The 15155-nt window shown below is 51.7% G+C and carries 15 protein-coding genes (1 of these 15 cut by a window edge); 9 read left to right on the top strand and 6 right to left on the bottom strand.

Translation table 11 applies throughout. The features are described from left to right. Position 1 precedes the first annotated feature (1 nt). Positions 2-1522, bottom strand: a complete 1521-nt coding sequence (exaC, locus tag ACZ2GZ_RS12195) for an acetaldehyde dehydrogenase ExaC (RefSeq protein ID WP_029596012.1) — start codon at positions 1520-1522, stop codon at positions 2-4. A 221-nt stretch (positions 1523-1743) separates the two neighbouring features. Here exaC and ACZ2GZ_RS12190 point away from each other — a divergent pair, with 221 nt between their 5' ends. Beyond that, positions 1744-2277, top strand: a complete 534-nt coding sequence (locus ACZ2GZ_RS12190) for a YceI family protein (RefSeq protein WP_021067745.1) — start codon at positions 1744-1746, stop codon at positions 2275-2277. Positions 2278-2303: 26 nt separating this feature from the next. Here ACZ2GZ_RS12190 and ACZ2GZ_RS12185 read toward each other — a convergent pair whose 3' ends face one another. Beyond that, positions 2304-3287: a metal-dependent hydrolase gene (locus tag ACZ2GZ_RS12185; RefSeq protein WP_214715433.1), complete on the bottom strand. Its 984-nt coding sequence runs from the start codon at positions 3285-3287 to the stop codon at positions 2304-2306. 87 nt (positions 3288-3374) lie between these two features. Here ACZ2GZ_RS12185 and mutY point away from each other — a divergent pair, with 87 nt between their 5' ends. The 5 genes from mutY to ACZ2GZ_RS12160 all read left to right on the top strand — a co-directional run bounded on the left by mutY (position 3375) and on the right by ACZ2GZ_RS12160 (position 8481). Next, on the top strand, positions 3375-4409 hold the full coding sequence (gene mutY, locus ACZ2GZ_RS12180) for an A/G-specific adenine glycosylase (protein WP_214715431.1): 1035 nt from the start codon (positions 3375-3377) through the stop codon (positions 4407-4409). Next, the gene (locus ACZ2GZ_RS12175; RefSeq protein WP_029596009.1) at positions 4396-4821 is read left to right on the top strand and encodes an SRPBCC family protein; all 426 of its coding nucleotides are present in this window, start codon (positions 4396-4398) and stop codon (positions 4819-4821) included. The genes mutY and ACZ2GZ_RS12175 overlap by 14 nt, the downstream gene beginning before the upstream one ends. 89 nt (positions 4822-4910) lie before the next feature. Continuing rightward, complete coding sequence (gene ntdP / locus ACZ2GZ_RS12170; protein ID WP_021067741.1) at positions 4911-5453, top strand: nucleoside tri-diphosphate phosphatase; 543 nt, start codon at positions 4911-4913, stop codon at positions 5451-5453. A 37-nt stretch (positions 5454-5490) separates the two neighbouring features. Then, positions 5491-7239 carry an ABC transporter ATP-binding protein gene (locus tag ACZ2GZ_RS12165; protein ID WP_214715429.1) on the top strand — a complete coding sequence of 583 codons (1749 nt, stop codon included), beginning with the start codon at positions 5491-5493 and terminating at the stop codon, positions 7237-7239. 93 nt (positions 7240-7332) lie between these two features. Next, positions 7333-8481, top strand: a complete 1149-nt coding sequence (locus ACZ2GZ_RS12160) for a DUF3238 domain-containing protein (protein WP_470295296.1) — start codon at positions 7333-7335, stop codon at positions 8479-8481. Positions 8482-8494: 13 nt separating this feature from the next. Here ACZ2GZ_RS12160 and ACZ2GZ_RS12155 read toward each other — a convergent pair whose 3' ends face one another. Beyond that, the gene (locus tag ACZ2GZ_RS12155) at positions 8495-8911 is read right to left on the bottom strand and encodes a thiol-disulfide oxidoreductase DCC family protein (RefSeq protein ID WP_214715425.1); all 417 of its coding nucleotides are present in this window, start codon (positions 8909-8911) and stop codon (positions 8495-8497) included. 53 nt (positions 8912-8964) lie between these two features. Beyond that, positions 8965-10197, bottom strand: a complete 1233-nt coding sequence (locus tag ACZ2GZ_RS12150; RefSeq protein WP_470295295.1) for an MFS transporter — start codon at positions 10195-10197, stop codon at positions 8965-8967. Between the two features lie 92 nt (positions 10198-10289). Between ACZ2GZ_RS12150 and ACZ2GZ_RS12145 the strand changes: the two genes are divergently transcribed. After that, positions 10290-11927 carry an ABC transporter substrate-binding protein gene (locus ACZ2GZ_RS12145; protein WP_470295294.1) on the top strand — a complete coding sequence of 546 codons (1638 nt, stop codon included), beginning with the start codon at positions 10290-10292 and terminating at the stop codon, positions 11925-11927. A 34-nt stretch (positions 11928-11961) separates the two neighbouring features. On the opposite strand, the gene ACZ2GZ_RS12140 is transcribed toward ACZ2GZ_RS12145, so the two are convergent. Further along, positions 11962-13260: a glutamate-1-semialdehyde 2,1-aminomutase gene (locus ACZ2GZ_RS12140; RefSeq protein WP_470295293.1), complete on the bottom strand. Its 1299-nt coding sequence runs from the start codon at positions 13258-13260 to the stop codon at positions 11962-11964. Between the two features lie 191 nt (positions 13261-13451). Between ACZ2GZ_RS12140 and perR the strand changes: the two genes are divergently transcribed. Beyond that, positions 13452-13883: a peroxide-responsive transcriptional repressor PerR gene (gene perR, locus ACZ2GZ_RS12135; RefSeq protein WP_029596002.1), complete on the top strand. Its 432-nt coding sequence runs from the start codon at positions 13452-13454 to the stop codon at positions 13881-13883. 29 nt (positions 13884-13912) lie between these two features. On the opposite strand, the gene ACZ2GZ_RS12130 is transcribed toward perR, so the two are convergent. Next, positions 13913-14272: a YgzB family protein gene (locus ACZ2GZ_RS12130; protein WP_021067733.1), complete on the bottom strand. Its 360-nt coding sequence runs from the start codon at positions 14270-14272 to the stop codon at positions 13913-13915. A 167-nt stretch (positions 14273-14439) separates the two neighbouring features. On the opposite strand from ACZ2GZ_RS12130, the gene ACZ2GZ_RS12125 reads away from it, so the two are divergent. Continuing rightward, a protein-coding gene (locus ACZ2GZ_RS12125; protein ID WP_214715624.1) for a nucleotidyltransferase-like protein crosses the window boundary here: on the top strand, positions 14440-15155 show its 5' portion. The gene runs 151 nt beyond the window's last position; only the first 716 of its 867 coding nucleotides appear in the window; it begins with the start codon at positions 14440-14442; its stop codon lies beyond the right edge, outside the window.

The raw sequence follows: 15155 nt of genomic DNA, 5'->3' as shown, positions 1-15155 counted from the left end.
CTCAGAAGAACCCGAGTTTTTGTTCGCTATAGCTGACGAGCATGTTTTTCGTCCGTTGATAATGGTTGAGCATCATCTTATGGTTCTCGCGGCCGATCCCAGACATCTTGTATCCGCCGAACGCGGCATGGGCCGGATATTGGTGATAGCAGTTGATCCAGACGCGACCTGCTTGAATCTCGCGACCGAACCGGTAGGCGCGGTTCATGTCACGCGTCCAGACGCCGGCACCGAGTCCGTATAACGTGTCATTCGCGATGGCGAGCGCCTCGGCATCGTCTTTGAACGTCGTCACCGATAAGACCGGTCCGAAGATCTCTTCTTGGAAGATGCGCATCTTGTTATGACCTTTGAAGATGGTGGGCTGCACATAATAGCCGTCGGCGAGTTCGCCGTCCATCATGTTGCGTTCGCCGCCGATGAGGCACTCCGCGCCCTCCGACTTTCCGATCTCCAAATACGACAAGATCTTTTCCATCTGCTCATTCGAAGCTTGGGCACCCATCATGACGTCAGGGTCGAGCGGATTGCCGAGCTTGATGGCTTTGACCCGTTCGAGCACCCGTTCCATGAACGGCTCATAAATCGACTCGTGAATGAGCGCGCGTGATGGACACGTGCATACCTCGCCTTGGTTCAAAGCGAACATGACCAGCCCTTCGATCGACTTGTCAAAGAAATCATCATCCGCATCCATGATGTCCGCGAAGAAGATATTCGGTGACTTCCCACCGAGTTCGAGCGTGACCGGGATGATGTTTTGTGAGGCGTACTGCATGATGAGTCGACCTGTCGTCGTCTCACCCGTGAAGGCGACTTTGTCGACGCGGTCGCTCGACGCGAGCGGTTTGCCGGCCTCGAGTCCGAACCCGTTGACGATATTCAACACGCCTGGCGGGAGTAGGTCTTCAATCAATTCCATGAGCACCATGATCGAAGCCGGCGTCTGTTCGGCTGGTTTCAATACGATACAGTTTCCGGCAGCGAGAGCCGGCGCGACTTTCCAGACCGCCATTAAAATCGGGAAGTTCCATGGGATGATTTGGGCGACGACACCGAGCGGTTCATTGAAATGATAAGCGACCGTGTCGTTGTCGAGTTCACTGATGCCGCCTTCCTGTGACCGGATGACGCCCGCAAAATAGCGGAAGTGATCGATAGCGAGCGGTAAATCGGCATTGAGCGTCTCGCGGACGGCTTTCCCGTTTTCCCACGTCTCGGCGTATGCGAGCATTTCGAGGTTCGTTTCCATACGATCGGCGATTTTATTTAAAATGACAGAGCGTTCAGTGACCGACGTTTTGCCCCAGGCGTCTTTGGCAGCATGGGCCGAATCCAAGGCGAGCTCGATATCTTCTTTCGTTGAGCGGGCGACTTCGCATAAAACTTTACCATTTACCGGAGAGGTGTTCTCAAAATATTCTCCCCCTGCAGGCGCGGTCCACTTTCCGTTGATGTAATTCTCATAGCGGTCTTTAAAGTGAACTTTCGTGCCTGTCGAGTTTGGGACTTCATAAATCATGGTCGTTCCTCCCTTTTCCGTAAAGTATAGGGATTCTATGTATGCGCTTACATTTTACTGTAAGTCAACAGCTCCCTTTTTTTATCGTAACGGGTCGGCGTGATAAAAGTCAAAATTTTTCGACAATAATTTGTCACATTTGAACGGAAATGTTTTGAAGTCAAGATTTGTGGTAAACATCATATTAGTATCAATTCCAAATCGAAGGAGTGGACAGATTCATGGCAAAAACATATCAAGTCGACCCGGCACACAGTTCGATTACATTTACGGTCAAGCATATGATGATTTCGAAAGTAAAAGGGGAGTTCAAAGATTTTCACGTCGAGGCGAACGGACAACCGGACGATCTCGCGAACGCGAGCGTGAAGGTGACGATCAAGGCGGCATCAATCGATACGAATAACAGTGACCGCGACAACCATTTGCGGTCTGGAGACTTCTTCGATGTGGAGCAACATGAGGACATCGTGTTCGAATCGACATCGTTCCGCTCAAAGGGTGGCGGTGAATTCGAATTGACCGGGAATTTAACGATTCGCGGGACGACCCGGGAAGAGACGTTCGAAGTCGAGTACGAGGGAAGCGCGAAAGACCCGTGGGGCAATATGAAACACGCTTTTACCGGGGACGGGTCAATCAACCGAGAAGATTACGGATTGACGTGGAACCAGGCGCTCGAAGCGGGTGGCGTTCTCGTCGATAAAAAAGTCAAATTTGACTTTGAGCTCCAGTTCACGGAGTCAGAGGCATAAAAAAAGTCGCTCCTGTGAGCGACTTTTTACTGTTCGTAGGCCAATTTCTTTTGCAAGCTCTCTTCACTGAACACCCAGCCAGTGAATGAAGACAGCACTTCATTCGATTCTTCGTCGACGATGACGACGGCGACGAACGGATAAATATCTTTCGCGAAATAGCGCAAGTTCGTGAAGCGATACTCGATCATACCGTTGTGACGCGTGACCGTATACGTGTGAATCTTCGAGAATTCGAGGAACGATTGAAGATCCGCATTTTTACGGGCTTCCACGAAGTGAAGGTCATCTTCACCTGGCATCGGCTTGTCACGGAAACTACCACATTCGATGACTGTTCCTTTTTTCACTTTGACGGCACCTAAACCGTTGCGGAATCGAACGGCGACATGCCAGTCATCCCAACCGATACCTGGCGAGATGAACAGTTCGTGTGCACCAGCGAAGTGACGGGCGACCGTGGCGAGGGCGCGGTTACGCAACTTGAATTGAATCGCGTAATAGCTGATGACGAGCGCAATGAGCAGTGCAAAAATCGGGACAGTCGCCCCTGTGATAAGCCATAATACATATGCCCCATAATAGGCAGAGAACAAATACGGATCAAACGTCCCGATGACGCCCCAGCCAATCCATTTTTTCGAAAACGGTTGAAGGGCCTGCGTCCCGTAGGCGTTGAACAAGTCGACCGTAACGTGTAACAACACGGCGATTTGTGCCATGACCCATAATGAAGCGGGGTTGACGCCAAGCGCGAGTCCGATGACGGCGCTGACGATGATCGGCCAGGCGAGTAGTGCGGTTATTCCGTGTGAACGACCGCGGTGCTGGCGTAAATACGTGCTATTTCCTTTTAGTTTGAAGACCGTGTCAAAGTCCGGAGCATGTGAGCCGACGAGCGCCGTCGCTGTCATGGCTAGAAACATTTGTGCGTCGCCTGACACCTCCGGGCTGAGTGTCGCGATTGCACTTAAACCTAGTCCCATCCCAATGTGAGTAGCAGTATCCAATGTGCTTCAGCACCTCCATAAAAGTAGAAAAACCGCATATTTTAATCCACTACATCATACAATATTTTTAAAACGAGGGGAAACAAAATGCTCGATGTTGATAAATTGTTCACAAATTATAATATTCAAGAATTCAACACAAATTTAGTGACGTGGTTCAATCGCGAAAAGCGTGATTTGCCATGGCGTCACGGAAAAAATCCATATCGGGTCTGGGTGAGCGAAGTCATGCTCCAACAGACGCGCGTCGATACCGTTATCCCATACTATAACCGTTTCATGGAGCGGTTCCCGACGATTGAGGCATTGGCAGCGGCCGAACCCGATGAGGTCGTCAAATATTGGGAAGGACTCGGTTATTACTCACGGGTTCGAAACCTTCATCAAGCCGTCCGAGAAGTCGTTGCCGTGTACGACGGGATTGTCCCCGAGGAAAAAGAACGGTTCGAAAAACTGAAAGGTGTCGGACCGTATACGACTGGGGCGGTGTTATCGATTGCCTACAATCAGCCGGAACCGGCCGTCGATGGCAACGTCATGCGCGTCATGTCCCGTCAATTCGGGATTTATGACGACATCGCCGTCCCGAAAACTCGAAAACTGTTCGAGCAAGTCGTGCGCCGACTCATGGACCCGGCGCATGCCTCAGACTTTAACGAAGGCATCATGGAGCTCGGGGCGACGGTATGTACGCCGAAAAACCCGATGTGTTCGCTCTGTCCCGTTCAAGATGATTGTTATGCTTATACCCATAACGTTCAAGATGAACTCCCGGTCAAGACGAAAAAAGGGGCGGCTCGGATTGAGATGTATGATGCGCTCTACTGTCGCCAGGACGGCCGGACCGCATACGTGAAGCGCCCGGATGCCGGTCTTCTCGCTGGAATGTGGCAATATCCGCTTACAGACCGCGGAACGGGGGAACAGTTAAACGGAACCTATATTGGACAAGTGAAACATGTGTTTTCCCATATCGTCTGGTACATCGACTTATACGAGGTCGAGAAGCTACCGGACGGCGAGTGGGCTTGGCTCGACGAAGAGGCACGCGACGTGGTGACGGTATCGGTCGCCCAACAAAAATTAGAGCAGATGGCAGGTGCGAAAGATGAGACAGTTTGACGTACGAACACCATTCGACACGTCTGTGGACACATTATGGACGTTGCTTCAAGACGCTTCGCTCTTATCAAAACTGACGTCCTTCCCGAAAGTGACGCTCGTTGGAGATGGGGCTTCGGTCGAGGGGAACGTCGTTCAGCTCCGTATCGGGGTTGGGCCGGTCTCTTTGCCTTGGAATAGCGCCATCACATTGGCTGGAGACCGTGCCTTTTGTGATCAAGGCGTAAAGTTGCCGTTTCCTTTCCGTCGTTTCAGTCACGTCCACCGCGTCGAACAAGTGGACGGGCAAGCAGTTATGGTCGATGAGGTCACGTTCGACAGTTACGTGCCGACTGTCCTCGTCGAGTACTTCGTGCTCCGGCCGATGTTCAAAGCGCGAGCCGAGGCATTCCAAAAAACACTAAATTCGTGAAAATAAGAGATTTCCTTTTTCATTGGTTCTGAAAGTCGCTATAATTAAATATGAGAATTGTATAGCATCATAGCGGAAAGGAGGAGCTTATGAGCTTATTTCCCAAAGCAGGTAGCAAGATCGAGATACAGAGCTACAAGCACAACGGAACTTTGCATCGCGTTTGGGAAGAAACGCTCGTCCTTCAGTCGTCAAAAACGGATATGATCGGATTCAATGACCGCATCATGGTCAGTGAGTCAGACGGCCGGCAATGGAGAACACGTGAGCCGGCAATTTGCTACTTTTCATCTGAGTTTTGGTTCAATGTCATCTGCATGATTCGCGAAGATGGGATTTACTACTACTGTAATCTAGGTTCGCCGACAACGTTCGATGGGGCAGAACGTGCCATCAAGTACATCGATTACGATTTGGACATCAAGGTGTTCCCGGATATGTCGTACACGATTTTAGATGAGGATGAATATGAGCGGCATCGTCGCGAGATGAATTATCCGAAAGCGATTGATCGAATCTTGAAACAGAACGTTCAAGAACTTATTAACTGGATTCGAGGACGGAAAGGGCCGTTCAACCCAACATTCGTCGATGAATGGTATCGCGAATACGAAGCACGTTACCGGAGATGATCGCTCATCTCCGCTTTTTTTCTTGAAGGAGGAACTAATGGGTAGTATTAAACGTTATTTACAGTTCGTTAAACCGTATAAGAAACAAATCGCACTGACCATTTTCGTCGGGATTTTGAAATTTTCCATCCCACTCGGGTTGCCGCTCCTTTATAGATATGTCATCGATAACTATTTGACAGACCCGGAACCGGCTAGAGATTATACCGAGCTCGTCTGGCTGTTCAGCATCGTCTTCTTCGTCTTCCTCGTCTTGAAGCCGCCAATTGAATACTTGCGCCAATATTTGGCGCAATGGGCAGCGACGCGGATTTTGTTCGACGTCCGGAACCGATTGTTCGACCACGTCCAAAAACTATCGCTCCGCTATTATTCGAACAATAAGACGGGACAGATTATCTCGCGCATCATCAACGATGTCGAACAGACGAAAGACTTCGTCATCACCGGTTTGATGAACATTTGGCTCGATATGGTCACGATTTTAATCGCGATCGCCATCATGTACACGATCGACCCGCAATTGACGCTCATCGCCATCTTGCCGCTCCCGTTCTACGCCATCGCCGTCCGTTACTTCTACGGACGACTGCGCCGGCTCACGCGGGAACGCTCGGCCGCCCTTGCGGACCTTCAAGGTCATTTGACCGAACGCGTCAACGGGATGGCCGTCATCCGCAGCTTCGCCCTCGAACCGTATGAGAACAAGGCGTTCGAAGAACAGAACGGTGGCTTCTTGAAGGCTGCGCTCCGTCATACAGGGTGGAACGCGAAGACGTACGTCGTCGTCTCGACGATCACGGACATCGCCCCGATTTTAATCTTCACATCGGCTTCTTGGCTCGTCCTGCAAGAACAAGTTTCACTCGGGACACTCGTCGCCTTCATCGCGTATATCGATCGTCTCTACGCACCGCTCGGTCGTCTCGTCAACTCGGCGACGACGCTCACGCAGTCGGTCGCTTCGATGGACCGGGTCTTCGAGTTCCTCGATGAGCCGTATGACATCGAAGAAAAATCGAGTGCGTTCGTTCCCGTGAAAACGGCAGGCGAGATCGAACTCGAGCAGGTCAGCTTTGCGTACGAGAAAGACGGTACCCGCGCCCTCCGTGACGTCAACCTGCATATTCGCTCTGGAGAGCGGGTTGCGTTCGTCGGCATGTCCGGTGGCGGAAAGTCGACGCTCGTCAGCTTGATTCCACGGTTTTATGACGTCACGTCGGGTAGCATCAAAATCGATGGCACCGACGTCCGTGATTTCAAATTGCGGGCTCTGCGCGATCAAATCGGGATGGTCATGCAAGATTCGGTTCTGTTCAGTGAATCGGTCGCGATGAACATCCGGATGGGGAATCCGGAAGCGAGTGACGAAGATGTGATCGCCGCCGCGAAAGCAGCGAACGCACATGAGTTCATCTCGAACTTGCAGGATGGCTACAATACGCCGGTCGGGGAAAAAGGTGTCAAACTGTCAGGCGGTCAGAAACAACGGCTTGCCATCGCCCGTGTCTTCTTGAAACATCCGCCAATCATCATTCTCGATGAAGCGACGAGTGCGCTGGACCTTGAGAGTGAGGCGATGATTCAGGATTCGCTCGCGCGTTTGACGAAAGGGAGAACGACGCTCATCGTCGCGCACCGATTGTCGACCATCACCGATGCCGATAAGATTGTCGTCGTCGATAACGGACAAATTATGGAGACCGGGACGCATGAAGAATTGATGCGTCGCCGCGGAGCCTATTACGATTTGTATATGATTCAAGATTTGGCAGTCGTCGAATGAGACGCGGCCTCGAGGAGACTCGGGGCCTTTTTTTGTTTTCCGTGACAGTGAGACGGGAATGAAGAAACGACATGCCAAAAGGGGGAGAGTCCAATGATGAACGGGGAAGGTTTAATCACAGTAAAACCGCTTAAGGATGCGCTCGAGCTGACGTGGTCAGTGGAGGGGAAGGTCCGGCTTACGCGGAACGGGAAGTATGTGTATGAAGGGACTGACCAGCACTATGTCGACCATGAGACGGCCGTCGGAGAGCAAGTCGCCTATCGTCTCACGGATGAGCAAGGGGAAGTGGCGAAAGTGTATACGGCCGCTGTCGACCCGAGCGATGATTTGTATTGGAATCGACATATCACATCGGCCGTCGTCGCGTCGACCGGTACCCATCTCCAATGGGATCCGATTCCTGACGTCGAGACGTATGCGATCTATCGACAAGGACGACGAATCGCCGAGGTCGTCGGGAACGCCTATTTGGACGACACACCGCTACACGAACCGACGATGTATGAAGTTCGGGCGCTCCGCCCGGTGAAGCGGGACGCGAAACCGGGGACGCGTCTCATTCACGCTGTCGGCAAAGCAATGTCACTCGCCAAAGAGCTGAAGACGGACACGCGGCGCGACAAAGAACTGTTCGTCATGTATTTTCTTGTCAGTCCGCTCCGTCCTGATTTGGAGACGGTCAATCAGATTCAGCTTCGCGTCCAGACGTTCATTCGTCCGCCGATGATTAAAAATCCGAACTTATTGTCGCCTCACCCTTATTTTGAAGGGGATGGACGACCATACAACGTTCATGCGAACGACTATCGGACGCGGACGGAAGTGAAAGTCGAAGGGATGCACGACATTCCGATCGTCTCTATCAAAAAAGATGCCGGAGTGACGCGCGGATACAACGCCCGTCATCAACTGACAGGAGAAGATGTCGCTTCGGTCGATCAAGTGTATCTTGACGATATCGATATTGACCGGGGGCGGACCGCATACCGCTTGCACCATTCGGTCGGCAATCCGCTCGTCATCGCGCCGGACATCAAGTACACGATTGTCGCACAATTGAAGGACACTGCCACGTTCAAACTGTCCGGTAGTCATACGCAATCGCCGCACCATGAAGTGTATCTTCAAGTCGGGGATGCCCCGTGGACGACGATTCACCGGGCCGATGACCTCGGTGTCAGTTTCATGGGCAATCCGATGCCGGAGTGCCATTGGACGTACTTGACGTGTATGGACTAAAAAAACCGTCGACTCATCGAGTCGGCGGTTTTGGTTGTTGATCGAGAAACCGGCTTCGTTCTTCCGGTGTCGGCAGTTTACACGTCTGTTTTTGTCCGAACCATTCGTAACGATGCTTGGCGATGACATCATAGCCGAAGTCGCGAATCGGTTTTGGGACGATTTTCACGAACCGGAGCCATCGCCACATCCCATCCAATCCTTCTGCAATCCGGATGGCCGCGTCGGATTTGATATAAGGCACGCCGTCACGAATCAAGACGATGCTGTCAACCGAGTCGCTGATGCGGTGACGTTCACGTAGCGTCTTCCCAGCGTCGCCTTGAAGCGAGGCAAAGTGGAAGTTCCCTGTTGTGTCCCGATTCAAGATGAATTGGACGCTGGCGTCGCAAAAATTACAGTCTCCATCAAACAATACAATGGCTAGCATTTGGTTCGCCCCCTTCACTCTTGCCTGTTTCCGTTCCGGAGTCAGTTCAAACGTCATGCGGCAAGCTGGCGCACCGATTCCATTTTATAGAGCGAGACGTAATAAAGATACGCCCCGAGCGCCCCGAACAAGAAGATGTAGCCGCTCATGAATACAGGTCCGATGAACGCCCCGACGACGATGCCGGCCGCGGCCACGAGTTTGGCCCCATGGAATGTGAGTCCCCCAAAAGCGAGATACGAAGCGCGACGCTCTGGGTCGAGCAGGTCGACTTGCTTCACTTGGCGGATTGGTGAGTATAGCAACTCGCCGACCGTGAAGACGACGGCCAAGACGGCGAGAATCAGAAATGAGTTCATCGATGTGATGGCCGCATACGCTGTGATATAGAGTGACAAGCCGATGAAGAATACGTATTTCTCCCGGTACCGTTTCACAAAGGCGGTGACGGCGAACGTGATGGCGACGACGAGCAATGTGTTCTCGAGCTGCATGAACGCCATCATCCGGACACCGTCGAACGGCACGCCGATAATCGCACGTTCTTGGAACGATTCGGCCAAATGAACGCCGATATAGTTTGCCATATGAAACTCTGTCGAGAAGACGAGCATGCTACCGAGCACGAAGAGCATCCAGCGTCGGTCATTCAAGGCAATCCGATAGTTTTGAATCACGCCGACGATCGGGTTGGCCGGCGTCGACCGGTTACCTTGATGTGAATCGACGAGATAGCGTTGCAAGACGACCGTTGTGATGGTCAATACGAGCGTCATACCGATAAATAAACCAAACCGGTAGTCGCGATAGAACGCACCGCCGAGCATGACACCGCCGGCGATCGCTAAATTGACGAGCCAATAATCATATACATAAATCGCTTTCCGATTCGATGGTTCCATCGAGTCGATGACGATCGCTTCGAGAGCCGGATAATTCAAGCCGTTGGCGACGGCATGACCGAAATAGAGGATGGCCACGACGAGTGCCCAGTTATTTGATGGGTGAATCGCCACTGTCATCCCCACGAAGCAAAGGATTTGAATGAGTTGGCCGATTTGTAAGACGTGCTTGCGATTAAAGCGGTCCGAGAAGTACCCACCGAACAAACCGGTGATATACCCGACGATGACGAATGACGTCATGATGATTCCGGCAGCGATTTTGCCGAGTTCTTCTGAAAAATATAAAGCCATGAAGGGAAAGATGGCCGAGCCGACGATGCGAATAAAAAATCCACAGACGAGTCGAAGTCGGACGTTAGTTGGGAAATCTTTGAATTTCATGTGAGCACCTCCTTGTCACTACTTTAAACGTGGACTACACTTGGTAAAAAGAGACAAATTATCTGGACATGTCCACTTTTAGGGGGAATGACATGAATGCAAAACTAGTGGCCATTTATCGCTATGCGTTACAGGCAGACAGAATGGACGTGACACTCCGGCAAGCCGTCGAGGTGGTCGGCTATAGTGAGAAACAAGTGAAGCGCGATATCAAGGCATGGGAGGCGGTGGGGTGGGTGACCTATCAAGCCGGCAAAGGGCGCGGCCATGAATCGATGCTTCGTTTTCAGTCGGACTTTGACGAGACGCTCCAGGCGTGGGTCGTAACCTCATTTTCTGAGGCTACAATGGCGCAGGCGGCCAAATGGTTGGAGTGGGATTGGCCACCCGCATTACGGGAACTGATCCAAGCGCGGATTTGGAACCGATTTGGTTTCGAACAGACGGAAGAAGACCGTTTTATTTTCCCGAGGACGCGGACACTCGAGTCACTTGATCCGCTTGATATCCACATCGCGATGGAGGCGTCGTTATCGCGTCACGTCTTCGACCGCCTGTTCGAATGGGACGGGACCACGGTTCAACCGTCGCTAGCCCATCATATGGAGGAGACGCCATTTGGATTTCGCTGTTACATCCGTAAAGGCGTCGCTTTCCACAACGGGATGACGTTAACGGCAAAAGACGTCGTCTACTCGTTGAGCCGACTCTTGGCTCGCGGCAAACAAGTCTGGTTGTTCGCGCCGATTGATTGGGTCGATTCGCCCGCACCGTATGTGATTGATCTCTACACGAAAGCACACCGGGCCTATATCGAGCGCTTGCTTGCTCAAACACCGGCATCCGTTACGTATGAAGGAGCAGAAGGGATTGTTGGGACGGGGCCTTTCAAATTGGAGAAACAATCCGGCGACGTCGTGCGCTTACGGGCGTTCGAGCGTGGGTTGCGCCCGCGCCCGTCATTGGACGTGGTTGAATTTGTCACGTTCTCGGAAGCGGACCACGCCAAATGGAGCGCCCGGGACGATCATAGCGTCGTGAAATGGATTGCCGAGGCCGGAGCACGCTATCTTATGTTCAACTTGCAGCACTCCTGGTTGAAAGAGGACGTGACGGCGCGACGCGCGATTCAACGAGCGATTCATAAACAGGCGTTCGTCGAATTGGGTGGAGAGCGTCATCAAGTGGCCCACGGCTTCTTCCCGGAAACGAGTCGCCCGATTCCACTGGACGAGCCAGGTCGAAGTTCCAAACGTCCGCTCCGACTATTACACTTGCCGTTCGACGTATCGACGGAAGACGCTGCGCTTGTCGCATCACAGTTGCGGGCTGCTGGTTTCATTGTCGAGACCGAGACGTATACGCTAAGTTGTTTACTGCAGGAGGAGACACTTCGCCGCGCCGATTTGATTTTATGCGGGGAGATGATGAGCGAAGACTTGGATTTGGCGTTTCTCGCTTTTTTGACGAGTGAACTGTCGCTCGTCGGCAAGCTCGTCGCGAATGAAACGGAACTGCGAACGATGATGGACCGCTACCGTCAAACCGATATGAGCACTTGGCCGTTGCTCCATCGGGAAGTCGAACGCTATTTGACGGAGTCGGCGCTCGTCATTCCGCTGTACCATGTCGAGCGGGAGCGGAGCTTCCCAAGTTTTCTAGGCGACGTGCCGGTCGATATATTCGGTCATCCACGCTACGATCAGCTGTGGATTCGACCTTCGGTGTAATTAAAAAAGGAGATGCCGCGGCATCTCCTTTTGCTTATAGTTGGGCGAAGGCACGATTCACCGCGTCAATCGTCTCTTCGATATCTGCCTCGCTATGCTCAGTCGTCAAGAACCAAGCCTCATACTTAGAAGGGGCCAAATTGACACCGTTCTCGAGCATCAATTTGAAGAAGCGTCCGAACACTTCACCGTCCGACTTCTCGGCTCCCTCATAGTCGGTCACGACCTCGTCCGTGAAGTACACCGTAAGTGCGCCTTTTAGACGGTTCAATGTGATGGTCACGCCGTGTGTTTCAGCGGCTTCACGAATCCCGGCCTCGAGCTGGGCACCGAGCGCGTCAAGCTTTTCATACACACCCGGTTGCTCGAGTACTTCGAGGCAAGCAATCCCTGTTGCCATCGATGCCGGGTTACCGGCCATCGTTCCGGCCTGATAAGCTGGACCGAGCGGAGCGACCGTTTCCATAATTTCAGCTTTACCTCCATAGGCACCAATCGGCAAGCCTCCGCCGATGATTTTCCCGAGGGCGGTCATATCCGGCTCGATGCCATATACTTGCTGGGCACTGCCGTATGTGAAGCGGAACGCCGTGATCACTTCGTCGTAAATAACGAGGGCGCCATGTTCATGGGTGATGTCGTTGATGGCCTGGAGGAATCCAGGTTTCGGCTCGACGATGCCGAAGTTTCCGACAATCGGTTCGACGAGGACACAGGCGATTTGACTGCCCCATTCGCGCATCATGTCTCGGAACGCCTCGACGTCATTGAACGGCACGGTGATGACTTCTTTCGCCGTGGCCCGTGTGACGCCGGCCGAATCTGGTGAGCCGAGCGTGGCTGGTCCGCTGCCTGCTGCGATGAGCATCAAGTCCGAGTGGCCATGATAGCAACCGCTGAATTTGACGACGAGTTCGCGTCCCGTGTAAGCACGGGCGACACGTACGGTCGTCATGACCGCCTCGGTCCCCGAGTTGGTGAAACGGACCTTGTCCATTGACGGGATGGCCGCCTTTAGTTTTTTCGCGAACTCGACTTCAAGCGCATGCGGTGTCCCGTAAAGGAGTCCTTTAGACGAAGCCGCGATTAACGCTTTATGGATATGCGGATGGGCGTGGCCCGTGATAATCGGACCGTACGCCGCCAAATAGTCGATATAACGATTGCCGTCGACGTCATAGAAATAGGTGCCGTCTCCTCGTTCCATATAGACGGGTGCACCTCCGCCGACTGCCTTGAATGAGCGGGAAGGGCTGTTGACCCCGCCGACGATATGCGTCAAGGCGTCGGTATACAAAACGTCTGAATTGTTACGTGTAGATGATGTTGCCATATGTATTGCCTCCTTTTACAAATTCGCACTTATTGTATCACAGCCGTCAACCGCTTAAGCTCAACGTTTGACGACCGTTCCAGAAATCAGTACACTATTTATAAAGATTACTATGTAAGAAATAGGTTAATTACTACTAACACTTCGAATGAATTCTATAGAAGAAATGAGGGATTGACGTGGGAAGCGAAATGCTTGACCATGCTGTTCAGTCGCTCCGAGAACATGGAGTCAGAATGACGCCTCAGCGCCAGGCCATTTTGGAGTACCTCGTCACGGAGCACAGTCACCCGACAGCGGATGACATTTATAAGGCACTTTCGGCGAGATTTCCGAACATGAGTGTCGCTACCGTCTATAACAACTTGCGCGTCTTTAAAGAAGTCGGTCTCGTCCAAGAGATGAATTACGGAGACGCATCGAGCCGGTTTGATTTCGTGACGTCGCGTCACTACCACATCATCTGTGATGCGTGTGGGAAAGTCGTTGACTTCAACTACCCGGTCCTCGATGAAATCGAATCGGTCGCATCTCAATTGACTGGGTTCAAAGTCGACCGCCATCGTCTCGAAGTATACGGGACATGCCCGGCGTGCCAAGCTGAACAAGCGCATAAACATTAAAAAAACATCCTCTGCCTGAGGATGTTTTTTTATTCGTGTGAATGTGATTGGCGTTTGTTATATTTTTCGTCGAACTCTTTACCTTCGAGCGATTGGTCGATCGTGAGCGGTTCGTCGCAATGCATACATAAGTCGACCCGACCGAGCATCTTTGTCTGTTTCTCACAATTCGGGCAAGTGACGACGATGGCTTTCGTGGATGCCATCCCAATAATAAAGTAGAGCGCTGAACTCGATAACACCATCACGAAGCCGAGCAACATGAAAATAATCATCAGCCATGTGATGCTTTTCGCCAACAGGCCGAGATACATGACCCCGATTCCCGCAAAGACGAGCAACAACGCAAGGTTTCGAGCGCGGTTGATTTTATTCCCCCGTTTTTTCATTTCGTAATCCCTCCATGTCTGTCTTTACTATAGCTCATCTGCTCGATCGTGAGAAGTTCATACAATCGCTGGCAGGAGAATTTTAAAAGAAGGCGAATCATTTTCGTATCAGATTATTGGGTGGACGTTTGAAGTTCATCATATAGAAAGAAGGTATCAAGGTGACTATGGAGTATGCCACACGCACGATCTATTCGGAATATGCAGCCTTGAAGACGACGCTTGGCATCATCGAAGTGAAGAAGAAACGACCACGCGATCCGTTGACCGACCAATCGGACCGGTTGTTGATTGTGATTGAAGCCAAAGAAGAACCGTTCTGGACAGTGAAACACTATCAGGTCGGACAAGAAAAAATCATTCTCCATTTGGTGAGTGATTCGATGATGGACCGCTGGATTTTGATGAACGAGAATCGCCGGGCCATCCACTGGATTGAAGATGGAATGGTGTTGTTTGAACGAAATACGTTTTTATTAGACTTGCGACAACGTCTTCGTAATTTCTCAAACGATGAGCAACGTCTGCAACTATCGCTTGCTTTTGCGAAATTGCTGCGACGCTTTGAAGACGGCCGAAGCTTATTTTTGCAAGAGGAACACCAAGACGCCTTCACCCAAATTCATCATGCCTTGACTCATTTGGCCAGATTATCGGTCTTAGAGGCCGGGATTCATCCTGAAATCGTATTATGGAAACAAGTACGCACACTCGATTTAGAAATATATAAACTCCACGAGGAACTCGTGAGCGGACAAGAGTCGCTTGAACAACGGATTCACTTGGTGATTATCGGAATGGAACATTTGATTCAATCAAAAGTGTTGCCGGGCACGCTTCTGCTACTGCAAACGATGCAACAACGCGACGAACCGTGGCCGTT

Source organism: Exiguobacterium sp. KKT215, from assembly GCF_055635335.1.
Note: the sequence above shows the minus strand (reverse complement) of the source record. Positions and strands in the feature narration are given on the sequence as shown.

Coding starts and splice junctions, on each gene's coding strand:
- exaC (WP_029596012.1), bottom strand. CDS start 1,522: ATGATTTATGAAGTCCCAAACTCGACAGGCACGAAAGTTCACTTTAAA.
- ACZ2GZ_RS12190 (WP_021067745.1), top strand. CDS start 1,744: ATGGCAAAAACATATCAAGTCGACCCGGCACACAGTTCGATTACATTT.
- mutY (WP_214715431.1), top strand. CDS start 3,375: ATGCTCGATGTTGATAAATTGTTCACAAATTATAATATTCAAGAATTC.
- ACZ2GZ_RS12175 (WP_029596009.1), top strand. CDS start 4,396: ATGAGACAGTTTGACGTACGAACACCATTCGACACGTCTGTGGACACA.
- ntdP (WP_021067741.1), top strand. CDS start 4,911: ATGAGCTTATTTCCCAAAGCAGGTAGCAAGATCGAGATACAGAGCTAC.
- ACZ2GZ_RS12165 (WP_214715429.1), top strand. CDS start 5,491: ATGGGTAGTATTAAACGTTATTTACAGTTCGTTAAACCGTATAAGAAA.
- ACZ2GZ_RS12160 (WP_470295296.1), top strand. CDS start 7,333: ATGATGAACGGGGAAGGTTTAATCACAGTAAAACCGCTTAAGGATGCG.
- ACZ2GZ_RS12155 (WP_214715425.1), bottom strand. CDS start 8,911: ATGCTAGCCATTGTATTGTTTGATGGAGACTGTAATTTTTGCGACGCC.
- ACZ2GZ_RS12150 (WP_470295295.1), bottom strand. CDS start 10,197: ATGAAATTCAAAGATTTCCCAACTAACGTCCGACTTCGACTCGTCTGT.
- ACZ2GZ_RS12145 (WP_470295294.1), top strand. CDS start 10,290: ATGAATGCAAAACTAGTGGCCATTTATCGCTATGCGTTACAGGCAGAC.
- ACZ2GZ_RS12140 (WP_470295293.1), bottom strand. CDS start 13,260: ATGGCAACATCATCTACACGTAACAATTCAGACGTTTTGTATACCGAC.
- perR (WP_029596002.1), top strand. CDS start 13,452: ATGCTTGACCATGCTGTTCAGTCGCTCCGAGAACATGGAGTCAGAATG.
- ACZ2GZ_RS12130 (WP_021067733.1), bottom strand. CDS start 14,272: ATGAAAAAACGGGGGAATAAAATCAACCGCGCTCGAAACCTTGCGTTG.